General features: G+C 71.1%; 20 protein-coding genes and 1 riboswitch. Of the genes, 9 read left to right on the top strand and 11 right to left on the bottom strand.

From position 1 onward, the window contains the following. Nucleotides 1-15 precede the first annotated feature (15 nt). From ACTWOL_RS32325 to ACTWOL_RS32315, 3 genes are all read left to right on the top strand, one after another. Nucleotides 16-603, top strand: coding sequence for a carboxymuconolactone decarboxylase family protein (locus ACTWOL_RS32325; RefSeq protein WP_474300408.1), 588 nt, complete (start codon nt 16-18; stop codon nt 601-603). 165 nt (nt 604-768) lie between these two features. Further along, entirely contained in the window at nt 769-1989 is a 1221-nt protein-coding gene (locus ACTWOL_RS32320; protein WP_474300407.1) for a Glu/Leu/Phe/Val dehydrogenase dimerization domain-containing protein, read from the top strand. A 110-nt stretch (nt 1990-2099) separates the two neighbouring features. Then, entirely contained in the window at nt 2100-2720 is a 621-nt protein-coding gene (locus ACTWOL_RS32315; RefSeq protein ID WP_474300406.1) for a TetR/AcrR family transcriptional regulator, read from the top strand. Nucleotides 2721-2846: 126 nt separating this feature from the next. On the opposite strand, the gene ACTWOL_RS32310 is transcribed toward ACTWOL_RS32315, so the two are convergent. Further along, on the bottom strand, nt 2847-3875 hold the full coding sequence (locus ACTWOL_RS32310; RefSeq protein WP_474300405.1) for a DUF6745 domain-containing protein: 1029 nt from the start codon (nt 3873-3875) through the stop codon (nt 2847-2849). Between the two features lie 70 nt (nt 3876-3945). Next, on the bottom strand, nt 3946-4275 hold the full coding sequence (locus ACTWOL_RS32305) for a hypothetical protein (protein WP_474300404.1): 330 nt from the start codon (nt 4273-4275) through the stop codon (nt 3946-3948). 223 nt (nt 4276-4498) lie between these two features. Here ACTWOL_RS32305 and ACTWOL_RS32300 point away from each other — a divergent pair, with 223 nt between their 5' ends. Genes ACTWOL_RS32300 through ACTWOL_RS32280 form a run of 5 tightly spaced genes read left to right on the top strand, consistent with a single transcriptional unit; the run spans nt 4499 to nt 9723 of the window. After that, nucleotides 4499-5458 (top strand): STM4015 family protein, encoded by a 960-nt coding sequence (locus tag ACTWOL_RS32300; RefSeq protein WP_474300403.1) that lies wholly within the window; start codon nt 4499-4501, stop codon nt 5456-5458. Next, nucleotides 5455-6612 (top strand): STM4014 family protein, encoded by a 1158-nt coding sequence (locus ACTWOL_RS32295; protein WP_474300402.1) that lies wholly within the window; start codon nt 5455-5457, stop codon nt 6610-6612. The genes ACTWOL_RS32300 and ACTWOL_RS32295 overlap by 4 nt, the downstream gene beginning before the upstream one ends. Further along, nucleotides 6579-7481 (top strand): STM4013/SEN3800 family hydrolase, encoded by a 903-nt coding sequence (locus ACTWOL_RS32290; RefSeq protein WP_474300401.1) that lies wholly within the window; start codon nt 6579-6581, stop codon nt 7479-7481. Before ACTWOL_RS32295 ends, ACTWOL_RS32290 begins: the two co-directional genes overlap by 34 nt. After that, a complete protein-coding gene (locus ACTWOL_RS32285) occupies nt 7478-8800 on the top strand; it encodes an STM4012 family radical SAM protein (RefSeq protein WP_474300400.1) in 1323 nt (440 codons plus the stop codon). Before ACTWOL_RS32290 ends, ACTWOL_RS32285 begins: the two co-directional genes overlap by 4 nt. A 14-nt stretch (nt 8801-8814) precedes the next feature. Further along, nucleotides 8815-9723, top strand: a complete 909-nt coding sequence (locus ACTWOL_RS32280; RefSeq protein WP_474300399.1) for an STM4011 family radical SAM protein — start codon at nt 8815-8817, stop codon at nt 9721-9723. Here ACTWOL_RS32280 and ACTWOL_RS32275 read toward each other — a convergent pair. Both ACTWOL_RS32275 and ACTWOL_RS32270 read right to left on the bottom strand, forming a co-directional pair. Further along, nucleotides 9684-10475, bottom strand: coding sequence for an SGNH/GDSL hydrolase family protein (locus ACTWOL_RS32275; protein WP_474300398.1), 792 nt, complete (start codon nt 10473-10475; stop codon nt 9684-9686). The two genes, ACTWOL_RS32280 and ACTWOL_RS32275, sit on opposite strands and share 40 nt — an antisense overlap. Before the next feature lie 428 nt (nt 10476-10903). Next, entirely contained in the window at nt 10904-11911 is a 1008-nt protein-coding gene (locus ACTWOL_RS32270) for a M23 family metallopeptidase (protein WP_474300397.1), read from the bottom strand. Between the two features lie 4 nt (nt 11912-11915). Beyond that, nucleotides 11916-12070: riboswitch (cyclic di-AMP (ydaO/yuaA leader) on the bottom strand. A 541-nt stretch (nt 12071-12611) separates the two neighbouring features. On the opposite strand from ACTWOL_RS32270, the gene ACTWOL_RS32265 reads away from it, so the two are divergent. Then, nucleotides 12612-13427 carry a tyrosine-protein phosphatase gene (locus tag ACTWOL_RS32265; protein ID WP_474300396.1) on the top strand — a complete coding sequence of 272 codons (816 nt, stop codon included), beginning with the start codon at nt 12612-12614 and terminating at the stop codon, nt 13425-13427. A gap of 55 nt (nt 13428-13482) precedes the next feature. On the opposite strand, the gene ACTWOL_RS32260 is transcribed toward ACTWOL_RS32265, so the two are convergent. The 7 genes from ACTWOL_RS32260 to shc all read right to left on the bottom strand — a co-directional run bounded on the left by ACTWOL_RS32260 (nt 13483) and on the right by shc (nt 19955). Then, entirely contained in the window at nt 13483-13653 is a 171-nt protein-coding gene (locus ACTWOL_RS32260; protein ID WP_474300395.1) for a DUF6126 family protein, read from the bottom strand. A gap of 108 nt (nt 13654-13761) precedes the next feature. Beyond that, entirely contained in the window at nt 13762-14355 is a 594-nt protein-coding gene (locus ACTWOL_RS32255) for a helix-turn-helix domain-containing protein (protein ID WP_474300394.1), read from the bottom strand. 85 nt (nt 14356-14440) lie between these two features. Continuing rightward, nucleotides 14441-15826 (bottom strand): aspartate aminotransferase family protein, encoded by a 1386-nt coding sequence (locus tag ACTWOL_RS32250; RefSeq protein WP_474300393.1) that lies wholly within the window; start codon nt 15824-15826, stop codon nt 14441-14443. Then, on the bottom strand, nt 15823-16218 hold the full coding sequence (locus ACTWOL_RS32245) for a transketolase C-terminal domain-containing protein (RefSeq protein ID WP_474300392.1): 396 nt from the start codon (nt 16216-16218) through the stop codon (nt 15823-15825). The genes ACTWOL_RS32250 and ACTWOL_RS32245 overlap by 4 nt, the downstream gene beginning before the upstream one ends. Continuing rightward, a complete protein-coding gene (gene hpnH, locus ACTWOL_RS32240) occupies nt 16215-17237 on the bottom strand; it encodes an adenosyl-hopene transferase HpnH (protein WP_474300391.1) in 1023 nt (340 codons plus the stop codon). The genes ACTWOL_RS32245 and hpnH overlap by 4 nt, the downstream gene beginning before the upstream one ends. 5 nt (nt 17238-17242) lie before the next feature. Beyond that, nucleotides 17243-17911, bottom strand: coding sequence for a phosphorylase family protein (locus ACTWOL_RS32235; RefSeq protein WP_474300390.1), 669 nt, complete (start codon nt 17909-17911; stop codon nt 17243-17245). Nucleotide 17912: 1 nt separating this feature from the next. Then, nucleotides 17913-19955: a squalene--hopene cyclase gene (gene shc / locus ACTWOL_RS32230; RefSeq protein ID WP_474300389.1), complete on the bottom strand. Its 2043-nt coding sequence runs from the start codon at nt 19953-19955 to the stop codon at nt 17913-17915. Nucleotides 19956-19963 lie beyond the last annotated feature (8 nt).

Genomic DNA, 19963 nt, shown 5'->3' with positions numbered 1-19963 from the left:
GCAAAGGAGTCCGTCATGGCCCGCATCTCGCTGACCCCGCCCCGCAGCCTCTTCTACCGCGCGACCGAGTGGTACTCCAGGCGGGCGTTCGGGCGGACCCTGGACCCGGTGAAGGCGCTCGGCCACAACACCCGCGTCCTGCGCGCGGACCTGCGCTTCGAGCAGGCGGTGGCCAGGTGGAAGGCGCTGGACCCGGGACTGAAGTCGCTGGCCGAGCTGGCCACCGCGGCCTCGATCGGCTGCAGCTGGTGCATGGACTTCGGCTACTGGGCGAGCCGCCGGGACGGCGTCGACGCGCGCAAGCTGGAGGACATCCCCGTATGGCGCGAGAGTGACGCGTACACACCGCTGGAGCGCGATGTCATCGAGTACGCCGAGGCCATGACCGCCACTGCGCCGGACGTCACGGACGAGCTGGCCGGGCGGCTGCTGCGGGCGCTCGGCGAGGCCGCGTACGTGGAGCTGACCGCGATGGTGGCCGTCGAGAACATGCGCTCGCGCATCAATGCGGCGCTCGGCCTGACCAGCCAGGGGTTCAAGGACAGCTGCGAGGTGCCGCAGAAGTCCGGGGAAGCCTCCCGGGGCCGCAGTGTGGTGGGCTGACTCCGCGCCGGCGCGGCGCGCGGTGCCCGTCACATCCGCGCCACACCGCGAGCCGCGCCGCACTTCCGCCCGGCGCCGCGCCACGACGGAAATCGCGTTGACATGCCAGGAGCGGCCTCCGGATACTGACCGACGGTTCAGTCCGTCGCTTGCTCTGGAGGCTCCGTGTCCGCCGTGGGCACCTCACCGAACACCCTGGTGGCCCGTCCGCTGATCTCCCTCACCTGGACCGACCACGTCACCGGTCGGCAGGGCCATCTCGTCGTCGACCGGCTCGTGCGCGGAGTGGCCAGTGGCGGGCTGCGGATGCGTGCCGGGTGCACCCTCGACGAGGTGGCGGGTCTGGCACGCGGCATGACCATGAAGGAGGCCCTGCACTACGACGCCGACGCCCCCGGAGTCCGCTATGTGCCGCTCGGTGGTGCGAAGGGCGGTATCGACTGCGACCCGCAGGCGCCCGAGGCCTACGGCGTGCTCGTGCGCTATCTGCGCGCGATGCGCCCGTACATCGAGAGCTGCTGGACCACCGGGGAGGACCTGGGGCTCACCCAGGACCTCGTCGACAAGGCGGCCGCGGAGGCCGGTCTCGTCTCTTCGGTGCAAGCCGTGTACCCGCTGCTCGACGACGAGGCGGCGGCGCGCGGGCGGCTGGCCGACGCCTTCGCCGTCGAGATCGACGGCATCGGCCTCGACGAGCTCGTCGGCGGGCTGGGAGTCGCGGAGTCGGTGCTCACGGCGCTCGACCGGGCGGGGGCTGCCCGCGCGGGCACCCGGGTCTCCCTGCAGGGGCTCGGCACGATGGGCGGGGCCACGGCCCGGTTCCTGTCCCGGGCGGGACTGGCGGTCGTGGCCGTGGCCGATATCAAGGGCACCATCGCAAATCCGGACGGCCTGGACGTCGAGGCCCTGCTCGCGGCCCGTGATGCCTTCGGCACGGTGGACCGGGCGGCACTGCGACCCGAGGACACCGAGCTCCCCGGTGACGCCTGGCTGTCCGCCGAGGCGGAGGTCCTGGTACCGGCGGCCGTCTCGTACGCCGTCGACTCCGCCAACCAGGCCCGGGTCAGGGCGCGCTGGATCGTCGAGGCGGCCAATATGCCGGTGCTCCCGGAGGCGGAGGAGCTGCTCTCGGCGCGAGGTGTGACCGTACTGCCCGACGTGGTCGTGAACTCGGGCACCAACGCATGGTGGTGGTGGACCCTCTTCGGGGACATCGGCCCCGACGCGGACGAGGCGTTCGACCACACTCGTCGCTCGATGCGCAGGCTGGTCGACCAAATGCTCACGCGCGCGGCGGCGGACGGTACGACCCCCCGCGCGGCGGCGCACGCGATCGCCGCGGAGCGGCTGCCGGCGATCGCGGAACGCTTCGGCTGCTACCGCTGAGCGGACCCGCTTCGCGAAGCCGGCCGCCGTTCGGAGGCGGCCGCGGGCGGTCCACGTCCGGCCCGGCGGCCCGAGGGGAGGCGGAGCAGGCCCGTGTGTAGGGTGTCCCGGTGGCGAGAGTCCGGTTGAGCGTGGCGGAGCGGCAGGAGGAACTGCTGCGGGCCGCCGTGGAGCAGATCGAGGTCCGCGGAGTGGCCGCCGTGCGCATCGCCGACGTCGCATCGGCGCTCGGGGTGAGCAATGCCCTGGTGCTGTACCACTTCTCCACCAAGGAGAAGCTCGTCGCTGCCGCGTTCGCCCACGCCGCGCACGGCGATCTGGCCCGTCTGCGCAGGATCCTCGGGCGCCGGACGTCCGCGGTGCGCCGGCTGCGCGCCGCCGTCCGCTGGTACGCCCCGACAGGGCAGGCCAAAGGGTGGCGGCTGTGGATAGAGGGCTGGGCGGCGGCCTTGCGCGACCCCGCCCTGCGCGACGTCGCCCGTGATCTCGACCAGCAGTGGAAAGCGGCCCTGACCGAGGTCATCGCGCAGGGGGCGGCGTCGGGCGAATTCCGCTGCGACGATCCGGCGTCGTCGGCCTGGCGGCTGACCGCGCTGCTGGACGGGCTGGCGGTGCAGATGACCTCGTACGCCGGGTCGCTCACCCGCGCTGCCATGCTGAGGTGGACGGACGACGCCCTGGCCCGTGAACTGGGGCTCGACCATGAGGCGCTGACCCGGCAGAGTGCCTGATCACACCGGTGCTCATCGCGGGTCTTGGAGGCGGATCGCACCGCCGACTCGGGAGATTCCTCGGGCACGGCGGGCCGTTCCGTGCCGTGACAGCGAGGGCGGTGCGCCCGAGGAACCGGCACGGTCTCAGGTCTGGCGTACGGGTTCGTACACTTCTGCATCGAGCCCGAACGTCCAGGCGACTCCCTCCTTCGCGGTGCTGGTCGTGGGCGGTACCCGGAGCCAGTACGTCTTGTGCGTACCGTCCGGTTCCGGGGTGGAGTTGACCACTTCGACCATGACGACGTCCTCGTCGCCGTCCAGCGCGATGCGCCACAGCACGCCGGTCTCGTCACGGTGCACGGGCTGGGCACCGGACTCGCCGAGATACCGGTCGTAGCCATAGGACTCGAGCATCACACGCCGCAGTTCGGCGTTCTCCTCGGTGCGTATGCGCTCGGGCGTCAGTGAGGTGAGTCCCGCCAGGAAGTCCGCGGCCACAGGCATCCCGCGCCAGGCGTACAGCGCGAAGCCGTCGGCGAAGGCCAGCGCGGGTCCGTCCGCGCGGTCGAGCCGTCCCGCCTCGTCGCGGTGCAGCGCGGTGGGCCGCTCACACAGCACCACGGCCTGCTCGAACGGCCACCACCAGCCCGCGTGTTCCGCCACCCGGGCCAGACCGGCCAGCCGCTCACTGCGCCCGTCGAAGGCCGCGAGCCAGGCGGCGTCGTGCTGGCCCAGCACCGCGTCCATCAGGACAAGACGGACGGCGGTGCGCTCGGCGGCCCCCGCCGCGTCGTCGCCCCCGGCCCGCGCCGTCGCCTCCTCGGCGAGCTCGTCGGCGACTCCGGCCCGTATCCGCTCGGCCAGGGCACGCGTGTGGTCCCAGAGCAGGGCACCGGTCCGCGACCAGTGCTCGGTCCAGCCCGCCGGGCCCAGTTCGTCGTGCACCCGGCGGCGCTCGTCGGCCCAGGTGTCCGTCCGGATCCGATCCCGCACCGAGCGGCCCGCGCCTTCCAGCGACCGTACGGCGGCCACCGCGGCTCGGGGCGAGTCCACCCAGATCAGCCGCTCGGGTGGGATCAGACCGGCCGAGTGATAGGCGAGCCGCACCCCTTCCTCCGCTTCCACCCGCTCCGCGGGGCCCGTCGCCGCTGCCACGGCCCGCCACTTGTCCATGTACTGCATCGTGATTCCCCGTCCCCTGATGTCCGTTGTGGTTCCGCCGTCGTCGCGCCCGCAGGCGCCGTCAGTCCGCGACGATCCGGACGGCGCCCGGTGCGTACTCCCGCTGGCGCACCACGCGGTACCAGCCCTTGGGCAGCGCGATCGGCGCATGCTCCTCGTGCACGAGGCGCCCGCCCTCCGGAAGTTCGAGCAGCATCGGCCCGCCGGGCACACCGGATTCCCGGACGAGCCGGCCCCGCGCGGCAAGCGCATGGGCGTGACCTGTGACCTCGCCGAGTGCCAGCACCAGGCGGCCCTTGCCGTCCCTCGGCTCGCCCTGCACCCGCTTCGCACGCTCCGGAACGAGGTCCTCAGCGACGGGCACGATCAGCACGTCTCCCTGCCGGTACATGGCTCTCCCCTCCACCGCCGGCGCCGAGTGCACCGAACCTGACACCGAAGCTAGAGGGAGGGTCTGACATCGAACTTGCAGCCGGGTTCCGGAGGTCGTGGCTCCACGGCACGACCGGTCCGTGGCGCAGCGGGTGGCCCCGCAGCGGGCGTTGTCACTGCGGCTTGGTAGAACTGCTCGCACATCAGCCGATCAACGCCTTTCGGTGTCTGGAGTGTCCGTCATGACCATCTCGGGCCATCTGCAGGAGCTGTACGGCCTGCCTGTGTTCGACTTCCCCGACGCCGATGCCGACGCCGACGCCAAGACGGCCCCTCTGCCCGACCCGGCGTCCGTCGCCTGGCGGATCACCGTCGAGGCGTACGAGAGCGACGAGGAGTGGCAGGAGGCCTTCGCCCGCTTCCTCGACGCCGTGGACACCACCCGGGTGCGGGCGCTGATCGTCGGCGCGTGGAGCGATGTGTACGAGGACGGCCCCGACGAGGTCATCTCGGCCCTCCTCGATGCGCGCGGGCGGCTGACCGCGCTGCGGGCGCTGTTCCTCGGTGACATCACCTACGAGGAGTGCGAGATCTCGTGGATCAACCAGACCACGGTCACTCCCCTGCTCGACGCGTTCCCCGAACTGGAGGAGTTCGGTGTCCGCGGCGGGACCGGCCTCGAATTCCCCGCGGTCAAGCACGCGGCGCTACGCGTCCTCCGGGTCGAAACGGGCGGTCTGCCAACCGAGGTCGTACGGGGCATCGCCACGAGCGAGCTGCCCGCACTGGAGCATCTGGACCTGTGGCTCGGTGTCTCCGAGTACGGCGGCGACGCCGAGCTCTCGGATCTGGAGCCCTTCCTCACGGGCACCGGGCTGCCCCGGCTGAGGCATCTGGCCCTGCGTAACAGTGAGATCCAGGACGAGATCGCGACCGCCCTCGCCGGCGCCCCGGTCGTCGCCAGGCTGGAGGCACTCGACCTGTCCATGGGCACGCTCGGCGACGAGGGGGCGTCCGCGCTGCTCGAAGGGCAGCCCCTCACCCACCTCAGGAAGCTCGACCTGAACCACCACTTCATCAGCGAGCCGATGCGCCTGCGGATACGCGGGGCCCTGGAGCCGGCCGGCGTCACCGTCGACCTCGACGACGTCCAGGAGCCGTGGAGCGACGACGGCGGCCGGTTCACCGCGGTGGCGGAGTGACCACGACGCCGCCTCGGCGATTCTCCGTCGTCGGCAACCCCGAGAACAGGCGCGTCGCCTTCTTCCGGGATGCGGTGCGTGCTGCGGGCCTGCCCGACGCACGCGTCGTGCCGTGGCTGGATGTGCTGCGGGGCAGCGCCCGCTTTCTGCCGGGCGAGTCGGTGCGTATCGACTCGCCCGGGGAGAACGCGGACGTCGACTTCCTGCTGCGGGGTGTCCGCGACCCGTCCCGGGTGGAGGGCAGCGGCCGCTGGTACGGCCGGTTCACCGAAGCCGTACGGGACGTGGCCCGTGCCGTACGGGAGGCGGGCAGCACGCTCCTCGACGACCCGGACGACCTTGCCGTGCTGTTCGACAAGCGGCTCTGCCATGAGCGGCTCGCGGCGGCGGGCGTGGCGGTGCCGCCGTCGCCCACGTCGGGGCGGGCGGCTCCGGTGGTACGCGGGTGGGACGACGTCCGTGCCCATCTCGCCGAACCGGGTTTCCGCCGTGCGTTCGTCAAGCTCGCCCATGGCTCGTCCGCCTCGGGCGTACTGGCCGTCGAAACGGCGGCCGACGGACGGGTACGCGCGGTCACCTCGGTCGAACGGGCATCGGACGGGAGGCTTTTCAACTCGCTTCGGCTGCGCCGCTACACCTCGGATTCCGAGATCGGGTCGATCGTCGACGCGCTCGCGCCCGACGGTCTGCACATCGAGCGGTGGCTGCCGAAGGCCGTCCACCGCGGCCGGGCCACCGATCTGCGGGTCGTGGTCGTCGCGGGCAGGGCGACGCACGCCGTCGTACGGACGAGTCGTTCTCCGCTGACCAATCTGCATCTCGGCGGCGAGCGCGGCGATCTGGCCGAGGCCATGGCGGCCGTCCGGGCGGCGGGCCGCAGTTGGCAGGAGGATGTGCTCGGGCTGTGCGAGCGTGCGGCGGCCCGCTTCCCCGGCCGGCTGTGCGTCGGCGTCGATCTGCTGCCCGCCACCGCCTGGCGGCGATTCAACGTCGGCGAGGTCAACGCGTTCGGCGATCTGCTGCCACGTCTGACCGGACTGCCCGGCAGCGGGGCCGTGGGCCTCGACACCTATGCGGCGCAGGTCGCCGCGGTCATCACCTCGTACCACAAGGATCCATCATGCGCGCGACCCCTTCCGGCACGGCAGACATGATCGACATGGCATCCGTGGTCGGCACGGACGATCTGCTGCTCGTCACCCTGGACACGCTCCGGTTCGATGTCGCCGCCGAGCTCGCCGCGGCGGGCCGCATTCCCCATCTGGCGCGGCATCTCCCCGGCGGTGTCTGGGAGCGCAGGCACGCCCCCGGCAGCTTCACCTATGCCTCCCACCAGGCGATCTTCGCGGGCTTTCTGCCGACGCCCGCGGCGCCCGGGCCCCATCCACGGCTGTTCGCCGCGCGGTTCGCCGGCAGCGAGACCACCGCGGACGGGACCTTCGTCTACGACACCCCGGATCTGGTCGCCGGGCTGGCCGAGGCGGGCTACCGGACGGTGTGTATCGGGGGCGTGGGATTCTTCAACCGGCAGGCGCCGCTGGGGTCGGTGCTGCCCGGGCTGTTCCAGGACAGCCACTGGGAGCCCGGGTTCGGTGTGGCGTCGCCCACCTCCTTCGAGGCCCAGGTGGACCGTGCCGAAGAGGTCGTCGCCTCACTCCCCCACGACCAGCGGCTGTTCCTGTTCCTCAACGTGGCGGCGCTTCATCAGCCCAACTGGTTCCATCTGCCGGGCGCCACCCGTGAGGCGGGCGACTCGCGCGAGACCCATGCCGCCGCGCTGGAGTACGTGGACCGGCACATCGGCCGGCTCTTCGCGGCGGCGAGCAGCAGGCGCCGGTGCTTCGCGATCGTCTGCTCCGACCACGGCACCGCGTACGGCGACGACGGCTACACCGGTCACCGGCTGGGCCACGAGGTCGTCTGGACGATTCCGTACGCGCACTTCTTCCTCCCCGGGCCGGCAGTTGCACCGGCAGACGGGGCTGAAGCCGCGGGCAACGGCGGGGCAGGGGAGGAGCGATGAACGCCATCCGTCCCTACCAGAGCTATGTGTACGCGTACCCGCACAAGACCGCGTACCGTCCCCTCACCGACCGGCCCGCGCTGCGTGAACTGTGGGCAGGGGAAGACAAGGACGCGCTCTCGCTCTATCTGCACCTACCGTTCTGCGAGGTCCGCTGCGGCTTCTGCAACCTGTTCACCCGCATCGGCGCGCCCGACGAGCTGACCACGCGCTATCTGGACGCTCTCGAGCGGCAGGCCCTGGCGGTCAGGGAAGCGCTCGGGGACACGGACCCGGTGCGGTTCGCGGCCGCGGCCTTCGGCGGGGGTACACCGACCTTCCTCACCGCCGGGGAGCTGGAGCGGCTCTGCGACATCGCCGAGAAGCGCATGGGCGCGGATCTGCGTGCGGTTCCGCTGTCCGTGGAGACCTCACCGGCCACGGCGACGGCCGACCGCCTCGCCGTGCTCGCCGAGCGCGGGACGACACGACTGAGCATCGGCGTGCAGACTTTCGTCGACGACGAGGCGAGGGCGGCGGTCCGTCCGCAACGGCGCGCGGACGTCGACGCGGCACTCGGCCGCATCCGGGACGCGGGCTTCCCGGTCCTCAACATCGATCTGATCTACGGCATCGACGGCCAGACGGAGGCGACCTGGCGCCGCTCGCTCGATGCCGCTCTGGCCTGGCGTCCCGAAGAGCTGTATCTCTACCCCCTGTATGTGCGGCCGCTGACCGGTCTCGGCCGCCTGGCCGACGCCGACGCCGACACGGACTGGGACGTACAGCGGCTGCGGCTGTACCGGCAGGGGCGTGACCTTCTCCTCGGCCACGGCTATCAGCAGGTGTCGATGCGGATGTTCCGCCGCGCGGGCGCACCGGCGCAAGGTGCGGACGACCATGCCTGCCAGACCGACGGGATGATCGGCCTCGGCTGCGGGGCCCGCTCGTACACGTCCGGGCTGCACTACTCGTTCGACTACGCCGTCGACATGCGGGAGATACGCAGGATCATCGACGACTACACGCTCACGGAGGACTTCACCCGCGCGGAGGTCGGCCGGCGCATCGACGGGGACGAGGCGCGCCGCCGCCATCTGCTCCAGTCGCTGCTGCAGGCGCAGGGCATGGCGGTGGCGGAGTACACGGCGCGCTTCGGGAGCCTTCCGGCCGACGACTTCCCGGCGGAAATCGGAGCGTTCGCCGGGCACGGCTGGCTGGAGGAGACGGCTGGGCTGCTGCGGCTGACCGCGGAAGGGCTGGCCCATTCGGACGCTCTCGGCCCCGCGTTGTTCTCGGTGGGTGTGCGGGCCGCGATGGCCGAGTACGAGGCGAAGTGAGGGGCGCGGCGGGCATGGATCTGACGCTGCTGTACCGGGGGCCGCTCGCCTCCTGCGACTACGACTGTCCGTACTGCCCCTTCGCCAAGCGCCGCGACAGCCGGGAGCAGTTGCGGACCGACCGGGCCGCGCTGGAGAGGTTCGCGGGCTGGGCGGCAGAGCAGACCGACGACCGGCTGGCCGTGCTGTTCACTCCCTGGGGGGAGGGACTGGTCCGCTCCTGGTACCGGAGGACCCTGGTCGAGCTGTCCCGGTTGCCGCACATCCGCCGGGTCGCGATCCAGACCAATCTGAGCTGCCGCACCGACTGGCTGGCGGACGCCGACACGGACACGCTGGCCCTGTGGTGCACGTACCACCCCGGGCAGACGCCGTACGACAGGTTCCTGGGCAAGTGCCGTGACCTCGCCGACCGTGGTGTCCGCTTCAGCGTGGGCATCGTCGGCTTCGAGGAGCATCTGGAGCAGGCGCGGCGGCTGAGGGCCGACCTTCCGGCCCATGTCTATCTGTGGATCAACGCGGCGGAGGGGCGCACGTACACCGACGAGGAGGCCGCCCGCTGGACCGCACTCGACCCGCTGTTCCCTTACAGCCGCCACCCGCACCGCTCGGCCGGGCTGCCGTGCCGCACGGGCGAGTCGGTGATCTCGGTGGACGGCGACGGATCGGTGCGGCGCTGCCATTTCGTCCGGACCCGGCTCGGCAGTCTGTACGACGGCTCGTACCGTCCGGCGCTGCGGCCCCGTCCCTGTCCGCTCGCGGTGTGCGACTGCCACATCGGCTATGTGCATCTGGAGTCGCTGCCGCTGTACGACGTGTTCGCGGGCGGGGTCCTGGAGAGGATTCCCGCCACGCTGCCGCACACGACGGACGGCCCGGAGGCTCAGAGAGGAAGCAGGTCGGGGCGCTTCGGCTCCACATGATCGCCCGAGGATTCGCCGCGCAGGCGCCTTCCGATCCACGGGACGAGGTGCTCGCGGGCCCACTGGATGTCGTCGCGCCGGATCTCGAGCGTGCCCCGGGGCGGCAGCGGCGGCCACGGCTGGTCCGGGTCGGCGGGCACGTCGATCCCGAGCACCTGGGCGGCGCGCAGGGCGACACGGGTGTGGCCCTCGGGCGAGAGGTGCAGCCGGTCGCCGTCCCAGGCGCGACGGTCCTGGACGGACCTGAGGGACCACAGGTCGAGCACCGGGCAGCCGTGCCGGTCGGCGATGGCCCGTACATGTGCGGTGTACGTGGCGATCTTGCCGCGCAGATGGCGCAGCACGGGAACGCCCCTGGTGTCGAAGCCGGTGGTCACCATGACGGTGCCGACGGACGCGCGGAGGTCGGCGACGGCGCGTTCCAAGCGCTCGGCGACATCGTCGGGGTCGGTACCCGGCCGGATGATGTCATTGCCCCCCGCGCAGAACGTCACCAGATCGGGGGCGAGTTCCTTGGCCCGCGGAACCTGCTCCTCCACGATCTGGTCGAGAAGCCTGCCGCGTACGGCGAGGTTGGCGTAGCGGAAGGTGTGCTCCGGTACGCGGTCGTCGAGCAGGACCGCCAAGCGGTCCGCCCAGCCGGCGAACTGTCCGTCGGGCCCCGGGTCTCCGACGCCTTCGGTGAAGCTGTCGCCGATGGCCGCGTACGACCAGAATGTTCCGTTTGCCCTTGATCTCGCATCGTCTGCCACGTCACGACATCATTCACGGCCCGAAGTGACCTACGCCACCGTAGGGAGGGGTTGACGGGGAGTGACATAGACCACCCGGTCGGTTTCGGGCGGAGGGAATACCGGGAACGGACACACGTCCGCCGCCCCCCGCGTCAGGAAGGGGGCGGCGGACGCCACTGACATGCCGTCAGACTAGGTCCTGTCCGGGCGATCTTTGAGGATCAGCCCGCGGCGTCAGATGCATGGGGTCTCCCCAGGCCCCCGGGGGCCGAGGGGAAGCATCGCAAGGCGGTGGGGGTACCCCCGGCCGGAGGCTGGGGGAGATCGCTCTCGTACTGGGCATACCCGGGCGACTCCGACAACGCAGCGTGGGGGTACCTCCCAGCGGTAGCTGGGGGAGTGCCGTAGCTGTCGTCGCAGGCCCGAGAAGATCGCCCGGACAGGACCTACAGGGACACCCCGTGCCCGCGGAGGTAGGCCAGCGGGTCGATGTCCGAGCCGTAGTTCGGCGTGGTCCGGATCTCGAAGTGGAGGTGCGGACCGGTGGAGTTGCCGGTGGAGCCGGACAGACCGATCTGCTGGCCGCCGCTCACGCCCTCGCCGGCCGAGACGGCCAGGGAGGAGAGGTGGGCGTACTGCGAGTAGGTGCCGTCGGTGTGCCGGATGACGACCTGGTTGCCGTAGGCGCCTGCCCAGCCGGCCGAGACGACGGTGCCCGGGCCGACGGACTTGACCGAGGTGCCGATGGGCGCGACGAAGTCGATACCGGTGTGGTAGCCGCTGGACCACATGGCACCGGGAGTGCGGTACGAGGTGCTGATGCCTCCGCCGACCGGAGCGGCGTAGAAGGAAGCCTTGCTCTTCACGGCCGGAGCCGCGGCGGCCGCGGGCGCGGCGGCGGCCTTGGGGGCGGCTGCGGCGGCCTGGGGTGCGTCCTTCCGGGGCGCGGAGTCGGCACGGTCGGCCGAGCGGGACGCCCGGTCGCTCTTCGCCGTTGCCTCGGCCTTGGGCTGCGCCTTGGACTGAGCCTTGGATGCGGCCCCGGGCTCCGCCTGGGCCGGGGTCTTCGCCCGCGGCGCGGCACCGAGCGCGAGCTTGAGGCCCGGGTGGATCAGTGAGGGGTTCGCGCCGACGGCCTCGCGGTTGTCGGCGTACAGCTTCTTCCAGCCACCGCGGACGTCCTGCTCCGCGGCGATCTTGGACAGGTGGTCGCCGGGCACGACCGTGTAGACCTTCGGCGCCTGCGGAGCCTGGGGCGCCTGCGGGGCGGCGGCCTGGCGGGCGACGGCGGCGACGTGCTCGGGAGTGACGGCGGTGGCGGACGCTTCCGCGGCATGCGCCCCGGCGGCACCGATGAGCGGGAGTGCGATGGCGGCGCCGCCGGTGCCCGCGGCGACGAATCGGCGCGCGAGCGGTCGGGCCTTCGGACGACGGTGCTTACCCCGTGCGGGCATGGCGAGTTCCTCTCCGGCGCCTGCGAGGTGAGCTGTCGGGTTCGGACTGGAGATGCCCGGCCGCGCGGTCACGCGACTTCACCCCGAGCCGCCCGGAACTCCGGGACGGCGTACTTACCTGGGTCCCCCGCTCCTGCCACGCGTGGGTGGGTGTGAAATTCCGGACGGTGGCAGGATTCGGCGGTCCGTCCGGATTGCGGCGACCGTAGGCGAGCGGGGCGAGAGGTACAAGGAGTGCCAATCAGTCGCCATTCACCCGGGCGATATCAACAGGGATCTACCGGTCACCCTCTGTTGATTCGAATCTTTGACTTGCTTACGGGCAAAGGGCTTTGACGGGGAGGTACAACAACGGACCGTCACGAATATGATTCGGCTCACGACCCGAAGCCCATCCCCCTTCCAACCGGGGCGTGTTACGCGAATTCACCAATTCGGACAGAAGCCTCATCAGGCATAGAACATTCCAAGTCGACATCCGACGACTACGGCCAGGTCCGCCCGCAACAGACAGACCGGGACACCATCCCGACGCCGATGGAAACCCATCACGGGCATATCGGACTAACAGTGCAATGCACCTCATAAGGAAGGCGGTCGGGACGGCCGCCGTGATGATTGCCTGAGGAATCAATGTCGTATGGTCAAGTGCATACCGTCGTCGGCGCGCGGCGCCGACCACAGGCCCGGAGGAGCCCCCGTGACGCAGCAGCTGCCCCAGGTCCCGTCGACCGAGCCCGAGCTCTCCGGAGTGCGCAACTTCCGGGACGTCGGCGGCCTGCCGACCGTGGACGGACGGCAGGTACGGCACGGCAGGCTCTTCCGCAGCGGACACCTCGCCCACGCCACCGACGAGGACGCGGCGTTCCTCGCCTCCCTCGGCCTCCACACGATCTTCGACTTCCGCAATGCCGCCGACCACAGGCTGGAGGGAGCGGACGTCGAGCTGCCCGGCGTGCGGAACGTGAACATCCCGCTTAGTGATCCCGCCGACGGCGCCGAGTTCTGGACGATGGTCCGCGACGGAGATCTCGACCAGCTGCGCTCGATCCTCGCCGACGGCCAGGCAGCGGCACGGATGACCGCCTCGTACCGGAAGATGATCAAGCAGCGCACGCAGGAGCACAGCCGTGTGCTCCACGCCCTGGCGGAGGACAGCGTCCCGGCGCTGATGCACTGCGCGGCGGGGAAGGACCGTGCGGGGCTGTCGATCGCGATCTCGCTGCTGGCGGTGGGTGTCGAGCGGGACGCCATCGAGGCCGACTACCTGAAGTCGAACGACCCGCACCGCCGCTACAAGGTCCGCCGCAGCGACACCTCCCCGGCCGGGATGTCACCCGAGGTCATGGAGCTGCTCCGGCCGCTGTTCGACGCCCGCTCCGAGTATCTGGCGGCGGCGTTCGAGACCATCGAGGAGACCTGGGGCGGCACGGAGCGCTATCTCTCGGAGGGCCTGGGCCTCGCCCCCGAGACCCAGGAGCGGCTGCACGGCCGTCTGCTGGACGGGGCGGTCTGACCTCCGCCAAGACTCGGTCGGCCCTCTGCGGCTCCCCCGGCCGCAGAGGCCCCCCTCACTTCCCTCCGACGGTGAACAGGAGGTAGAGGAACGCCGCGAACAGATGGCCCGCGACCAGATAGGCGAAGAGACGCACGGCCAGTCCGACCGGGAAGGTCTTCTCCTCGCCGGAGGTGGCGGCGGCGTCGCGGCTCGCGCGCCCGCTCGACGGCGGCTTCTCGGGCATGACGGAACTCCTCGGGTGTGCGGGCGGACGTATCGGGCGTGGGACCGGCGGTCCAGGGGCGCGGATCAGGGCTCCGCGGCTCAGGCGTGCGGACCGGGGCTCCGCGGCTCAGGCATGCGGATCGGGACTCTGCAGCAGTGTGTGGACGAACAGCAGCTCGACCCCGCCCGTCGTGGCGGCCGCGATCCGGTGCGGAGTGAGCGAGTCGAAGTGGGCGCTGTCCCCGGGGTCGAGCTCCTGGACGGTGTCGCCGAGGCCCAGCCGCAGCCGGCCCTCGAGTACGTACAGCCACTCCTCGCCCGGATGGACCCGCACCAGGTCGCCCTGGGTGCCGTACGGCACTCGGACCCGCAGGGCCTGCATGGCCCGGCCGCGTCCGCCGGCCTGCCGGTAGATCCAGCCGTCGGCCTCCGCCGGGCCCATCCGGCCCTCGCGGATGACGGCGTCGCGTTCCGGCGGGATCTCGCCGAGGAGATCGGCGACGGTCGTACCGTAGATCCTGGCGAGAGTGAGCAGCGCCGGCAGCGAGGGCTGCCGGTTGCCCGTCTCCAGCCGGGACAGATGGGCGGGTGACAGGCCCGCTCCCCGGGCGGCGGCCTCCAGGGTGAGACCTCGGCGGCGGCGCAGTGCGCGCAGCCGCGGGGCGACGTCGGGCAGCTCGTCCGCTGCCTGCCCGGAGGGCTCTCCGGCGGATGGGGTCATGGCTCCATTGCGCCAGGATGTTTCCCCCTGGGCAAATTCTTTGCCTCAGAGGCAAAGACGCGGCCCGGCAGACGGCTCTACCGCACTACCGCTGTGCCACCGCCTGCTTCACCAGCGTTCTGCCGAAGTCCCACATCAGTCCGCCACCGGCATGCGCGTCGTCCATGAGAGCCGTGAAGGCCCCGACGAACCGGTCGACCTCCGCCTCACCGATGACGAGCGGCGGGATCAGTTTGATCACTTCCATGTGGTCGCCGGAAACCTGGGTGAGGATCCGGTGCTTCTGCAGCAGGGGCACGACCACCATCTGGGCGAAGAGCCCCTTGCGGGCGGCCTGCAGCATCGTCCACCGGCTGCGGAGCCCCAGGGACGACGGTCTGCCGAACTCGATACCGATCATCAGTCCCCGGCCGCGGACCTCCTTCAGCAGCTCATAGCGGTCGACGAGAGCCGCGAGCCGTGCCTTCAGCAGCGCTCCGGTGGCCCGGGCGTTGGCGACGAGCCGCTCCTCCTCGATGACCGAGAGGACCGCGAGCCCGGCGGCCATCGCCTGGGCGTTCGACCCGAAACTGGCCGAGTGCACCAGGACGCGGTCCATCGACGCATAGACCTTCTTGAAGATCCAGTCCTTGCCGAGCGTCGCCCCCACCGGCACATAGCCGCCGGAGAGCGCCTTCGCCACGCACACCAGGTCGGGCTCCACCCCGTCCTCGTGCTGGTAGGCGTAGAAGTCACCGGTCCTGCCGAGGCCGGTCTGCACCTCGTCCACGATGAGCAGGGCTCCGCGGCGGCGCAGCAGCTCCTGCGCCGCCGGAAGGAATCCGGGCGGGGCCTCGTGCACGCCCTTGCCCTGGATGGGCTCCACGACGAAGGCCGCCACGTCCCCGCGCCGCAGCTCCCGCTCCAGCGCGTCCAGATCGCCGAGCTCGACGGCCGTGTCCGGGAGCAGCGGGGCGAAACCGTCCCGGAAGCCCGCCTCACCGTTGACGGAGAGCGAGCCGGTGGTCAGCCCGTGGAAGGCATGGGCGCAATAGAGGATCCTGGGCTTGCCGGTCGCGTACCGGGCGAACTTCAGCGCGGTCTCGACGGCTTCCGTACCGCTGTTGCCGAAGAACACCCGGTCCAGGTGCGGGCTCTGGGCCAGCAGTCTCTCGGCGAGCAACCCGGGCAGCGGCGAGCAGTCGAAGCGGGTGAGGTCGGCCAGCGACGCGTCGAGGACGTCGTGCAGCGCCTTGCGGACGACGGGGTGGTGCCGGCCGAGACCCATCACGCCGAAGCCGGCGAGCATGTCCAGGTAGTCGTTGCCTTCGTCGTCCCAGAAGTACGCGCCCTCCCCTCGCTCGTACACCTTGTCGAAACCGATGGTGTGGAGCATGCGCGGCAGCTGGTGGTTGAGATGCCTGGTGTGCAGTTCGTAGCGCTCGCCGCCGCGCTCGGCCAGCAGACGCCCCAGGTCGAACTCCTTGCTCATCGTCCGTTCCCCTCGCTCTCCCCCGCGCGGTGGGCGGAGGCGGCTTCCTCGCGGTGTACCAGGGCGGCGCTGATCCGGCCCGCGATCTCCACGGGCGTCAGCCCGATGTCGGCCAGCACCTCGGCCCGTTTCGCGTGCGCCAGGAACTGCTCGGGGATACCGAAGGTGCGCAGCGGCACGTCCACCGCGGCGTCCCGCAGCGCCTGGCCGACGGCCGAGCCGACCCCGCCGGCCCGGATGTTGTCCTCGACGACCGCGACGAGGCGGTGCTGTGCGGCCAGCGGATGTCCTCCAGCATGGACACGTTCGGGCCCCCTCTCCTGGTCCGTTCCGGTCACGGCGACGGCGGGCACCAGGTCGTCCTGTCCGGGCGCCCGCCCGGTCGTCCTCATCCGCGGTTGCCGGACACCGTCTCCCGGGCGGCCCGCAGCGACTCCTTGAGGGAGCCCATGGTGGCGAGTACGGCGGTGGGCTCGTAGCCGCAGTGCGCCATGCAGTTGGCGCACCGCGGGTCCCTGCCCCGGCCGTACTTGCTCCAGTCGGTCTCCTCGACGAGCTGCCGGTAGGTGGGCACATAGCCGTCGCTCATCAGATAGCAGGGCCGCTGCCAGCCGAAGAGCGAGTAGTTCGGGATCGCCCACGCCGTGCACGGGAAGTCGACCTTGCCCTCGAGGAAGTCCAGGAAGAGCGGTGAGTGGTTCAGCCGCCAGCGCCTGCGGTTGCCGCCGGAGAACGCCTTCCGGAACAGCTCGCGGGTCTGTTCGACACCGAGGAAGTGCTCCTGGTCCGGTGCCTTCTCGTAGGCGTAGGCGGGCGAGATCATCATCTCGTCGACCTTGAGGTCGTCGTTGAGGTAGTTCAGCACCTCGATGACGGTCTGCGGGGTGTCGGTGTTGAAGAAGGTCGAATTGGTGGTGACCCGGAAGCCGCGCCGCTTGGCCTCCTTGATGGCCTCCACCGCCTCGTCGAACACGCCCTCCTTGGCGACCGACTCGTCATGGCGCTCCCGCAGCCCGTCGATGTGGACGGCGAAGGCGAAGAACGGCGACGGAGTGAAGCCGTCCATCTTCTTGCGCAGCAGCATGGCGTTGGTGCACAGGAAGACGTACTTCTTCCGGTCCACCAACTGGCGGACGATCTCATCGATCTGAGGATGCATCAGCGGCTCGCCGCCCGCGATCGAGACCATCGGCGCCCCTGACTCCAGTACCGCGCCGACCGCCTGCGCGACGGGCATGCGCTGTTTGAGCACACCCGCCGGATGCTGGATCTTCCCGCAGCCCTCGCACTTCAGATTGCACGCGAACAACGGCTCCAGCTCCACGATCAGCGGAAACTTCTCCCGCCTGCGGAGCTTCTGTTCGAAGAGGTAGGTCCCGACCTTGATGGATTGGCGGAGCGGCATGGCCATCTGGCTTACCTCCTGGGGAGCAGCGAAGAACGGTGCCATTCATGGAAAGCCGGAAGGACGGCACGCAGGACACGGAAAGCAGATATTCCACCGCGCACCGTGCCGATACGGACCAGTTCATGCTCTGGAGCGTCCACGACCACCCGGACGGCCGCAACGGGGCGTACGCCCGCGCTCAGAGCACTGTGGAGCGTGGCCGCCGACTCCATGTCCGCCGCGATCGCTCCGGTGGCGGCGAGCACCGCGCGCTCCTGGCCGCGTACGACGTGGTCGGTCCCGGTCAGCGGACCGCAGTGGACGGTGTGGCCGGGTACGGCCCGGGCCAGCGCCTCGGCCAGCAGCCCGGGCGCGGTGCAGGGCGTCATGCCCCAGGGGCCGCGGGTCTCGACCGCCACCACCAGGTCACCCGGGTGCATGCCCGGGGCGAGTCCGGCGCAGAAGCCGGAGGCGACGACCGCCGCATCGTGGCGGCGCTCGTCGTCCAGTGCCCGGGTGACGGCGCGCTGCGCGTTCTTCGGGCCCATACCCGTTCGCAGTACGGTCACCGGCCCGTGCGCGTCGTCTCGGCCGCGCCGGCCGCCCCGCAGGGCCAGCTGCTCGATGCCAAGTGCACAGGCGATCAGCAGTCCGGGCGGCGCGGCGCCGGACGGGGACGTGCCAGGGGGCGCGTTCACCTCAGGCCCCGTTCCGGCGGGCGGAGGGCTCGCCGTGCGCATAGCGGCCGAGTGCCGTGAGCGGGAAGACCTGACGGTACAGGTGGTAGTTGATGGAGAAGTCCCAGGGGAATCCGGTACCGGTGAACTGCGGCTCGTCCCAGGAGCCGTCCGGGCCCTGGGTGCCGGCGAGGAAGGCGATGCCGCGCTCGACCGCCTTGCCGTCCCGCTCCCCCGCGGCGAGGAGGGCCAGCAGGGCCCATGCGGTCTGGGACGCGGTGGAGCCGCCCTGGCCGGCGGTCGCGGGGGCGCGGTAGGACCGCAGGTCCTCGCCCCAGCCGCCGTCGTCGTTCTGGACGGATTCGAGCCAGCGGACGGCTCGCCGGATCGCGGGGTGCCGGGCCGGCAGTCCTGCCGCGGTGAGGGCCGGTACGACCGAGCCCGTGCCGTAGACGTAGTTGACGCCCCAGCGTCCGAACCAGGCGCCGTTCGGCTCCTGTTCGGCGAGGAGCCATTCGACGGCCGCGCGGGTGCGCGGGTGATGGGCGCGGCCTTCGAGGGCGAGCATCTCGACGACATGCGCGGTCACATCCGCGGACGGCGGGTCGATGACCTCGCCGAAGTCGCAGAACGGCAGGCGGTTGGGAAGCCGACTGGTGTTGTCGGCGTCGAACGCTCCCCAGGCGCCGTTCTTCGACTGCATCCCGAGGGTCCAGTTGCCGGCCCGGGCGATCACGGCGTCGACGCGCGCCGGGTCCGGATGCCTGACCCGGCGCAGGGCGAGGATGACCTCGGCGGTGTCGTCGATGTCGGGGTAGTTGTCGTTGTGGAACTCGAACGCCCAGCCGCCGGGGGCGAGCCGGGGTTTGCGCACGGCCCAGTCCCCGCGCTTGACGATCTCCTCGGAGAGCATCCAGTCGGCCGCCTTCACCAGCGCCGGATGGTCGGCGGGCAGTCCCGCGTCGGCGAGCGCGATGGTGGCGAGACAGGTGTCCCACACCGGCGACTGACAGGCCTCGACCATCCTGACGGGAGCGCCGCCGTCAGGGCCGCCGGGCGCCTCCTCGCGCCATGCGGCGAAGCGGTCGAGCGACTCCAGTCCGGAACGCATCACGGGGTGCCGGAGGTCGTATCCGAGCAGGTGCAGCGCGATGAGCGAGTAGACGGCGGGCGGCTGGATACCACCCCAGCAGCCGTCGTTCTCCTGGCGCTCGACGATCCAGCGGGCCGCCGCGTTCATCGCCGCACGGCGCAGTGGGCGCAGGGCGACCCTGCGGTAGCCGTGGAGCAGTTTGTCGAGGCGCTGGAAGAAGCCTTCCCAACTCGCCGCAGATGCCTGGGGCCTGGGCGGATTGGGGTGGTGGCGGTCGGTGTGCAGCTCGTCGAGCGAAAACGGTGCGGGACGCACCGGCCGCTCTGCGGAGACGATGGTGAGCGGCACGATGGTCTGCCGGGCCCAGCAGCCGAAGTCGTAGATGTTGAGCGGGAACCAGGAAGGCAGGAAGATCAGTTCGGGCGGCAGCTCGGGCAGGTCGTCCCACTTCCACCAGCCGAAGAGAGCCAGCCAGATGCGGGTGAAGACGCGGCTCGCGGCGATGCCTCCGTGCGCGCGGATCCAGGCGGAGGCAAGGGCCATGTGGGGATCGTCGGGCCGGTCGCCCGCGAGGCGCAGCGCGACATAGGCCTCGACGGTGGTGGAGAGCTCTCCGGGTCCGCCGAAGTACGTGCCCCAGGTGCCGTCGTCGCGCTGTTCGCCGCGGATGAAGCGGGCGGCCGCCGCCGTGGTCTTCTCGTCCTGGATGCCCAGGAACTGACGGAGCAGCAGATCCTCGGCGTCCATCGTCACATTGGTCTCGAGGTCGCCCTTCCACCAGCCCCGTGCGTCCTGCAGCGCGAGGAGGTACTCCACGGACCGCTGTGCCGCACGCTCCGCGGCGAAGAGCAGGTCGCCTCCCGGGTCGGGGGCGGGGAGAGGGAGTGGGGCGGGAAGTGTGTCGGTCGGTTCGCTGGCCGCGGCTGCGCGGGGTCCCGGTGCCCCATTGCTTCCGTCGGTCGTCGCTGTCATGGCTTCCC

This window comes from Micromonospora sp. IBHARD003 (genome assembly GCF_056106285.1).
This window is presented reverse-complemented; position numbering and strand designations above follow the sequence as displayed.

Bases quoted from the DNA above. Each gene is read 5' to 3' on its own strand.
- ACTWOL_RS32300 (WP_474300403.1), top strand. From the start codon at position 4,499: ATGACCATCTCGGGCCATCTGCAGGAGCTGTACGGCCTGCCTGTGTTC.
- ACTWOL_RS32250 (WP_474300393.1), bottom strand. From the start codon at position 15,826: ATGAGCAAGGAGTTCGACCTGGGGCGTCTGCTGGCCGAGCGCGGCGGC.
- ACTWOL_RS32325 (WP_474300408.1), top strand. From the start codon at position 16: ATGGCCCGCATCTCGCTGACCCCGCCCCGCAGCCTCTTCTACCGCGCG.
- hpnH (WP_474300391.1), bottom strand. From the start codon at position 17,237: ATGGCCATGCCGCTCCGCCAATCCATCAAGGTCGGGACCTACCTCTTC.
- ACTWOL_RS32310 (WP_474300405.1), bottom strand. From the start codon at position 3,875: ATGGACAAGTGGCGGGCCGTGGCAGCGGCGACGGGCCCCGCGGAGCGG.
- ACTWOL_RS32305 (WP_474300404.1), bottom strand. From the start codon at position 4,275: ATGTACCGGCAGGGAGACGTGCTGATCGTGCCCGTCGCTGAGGACCTC.
- ACTWOL_RS32260 (WP_474300395.1), bottom strand. From the start codon at position 13,653: ATGCCCGAGAAGCCGCCGTCGAGCGGGCGCGCGAGCCGCGACGCCGCC.
- ACTWOL_RS32245 (WP_474300392.1), bottom strand. From the start codon at position 16,218: ATGAGGACGACCGGGCGGGCGCCCGGACAGGACGACCTGGTGCCCGCC.
- shc (WP_474300389.1), bottom strand. From the start codon at position 19,955: ATGACAGCGACGACCGACGGAAGCAATGGGGCACCGGGACCCCGCGCA.
- ACTWOL_RS32285 (WP_474300400.1), top strand. From the start codon at position 7,478: ATGAACGCCATCCGTCCCTACCAGAGCTATGTGTACGCGTACCCGCAC.
- ACTWOL_RS32280 (WP_474300399.1), top strand. From the start codon at position 8,815: ATGGATCTGACGCTGCTGTACCGGGGGCCGCTCGCCTCCTGCGACTAC.
- ACTWOL_RS32255 (WP_474300394.1), bottom strand. From the start codon at position 14,355: ATGACCCCATCCGCCGGAGAGCCCTCCGGGCAGGCAGCGGACGAGCTG.
- ACTWOL_RS32270 (WP_474300397.1), bottom strand. From the start codon at position 11,911: ATGCCCGCACGGGGTAAGCACCGTCGTCCGAAGGCCCGACCGCTCGCG.
- ACTWOL_RS32290 (WP_474300401.1), top strand. From the start codon at position 6,579: ATGCGCGCGACCCCTTCCGGCACGGCAGACATGATCGACATGGCATCC.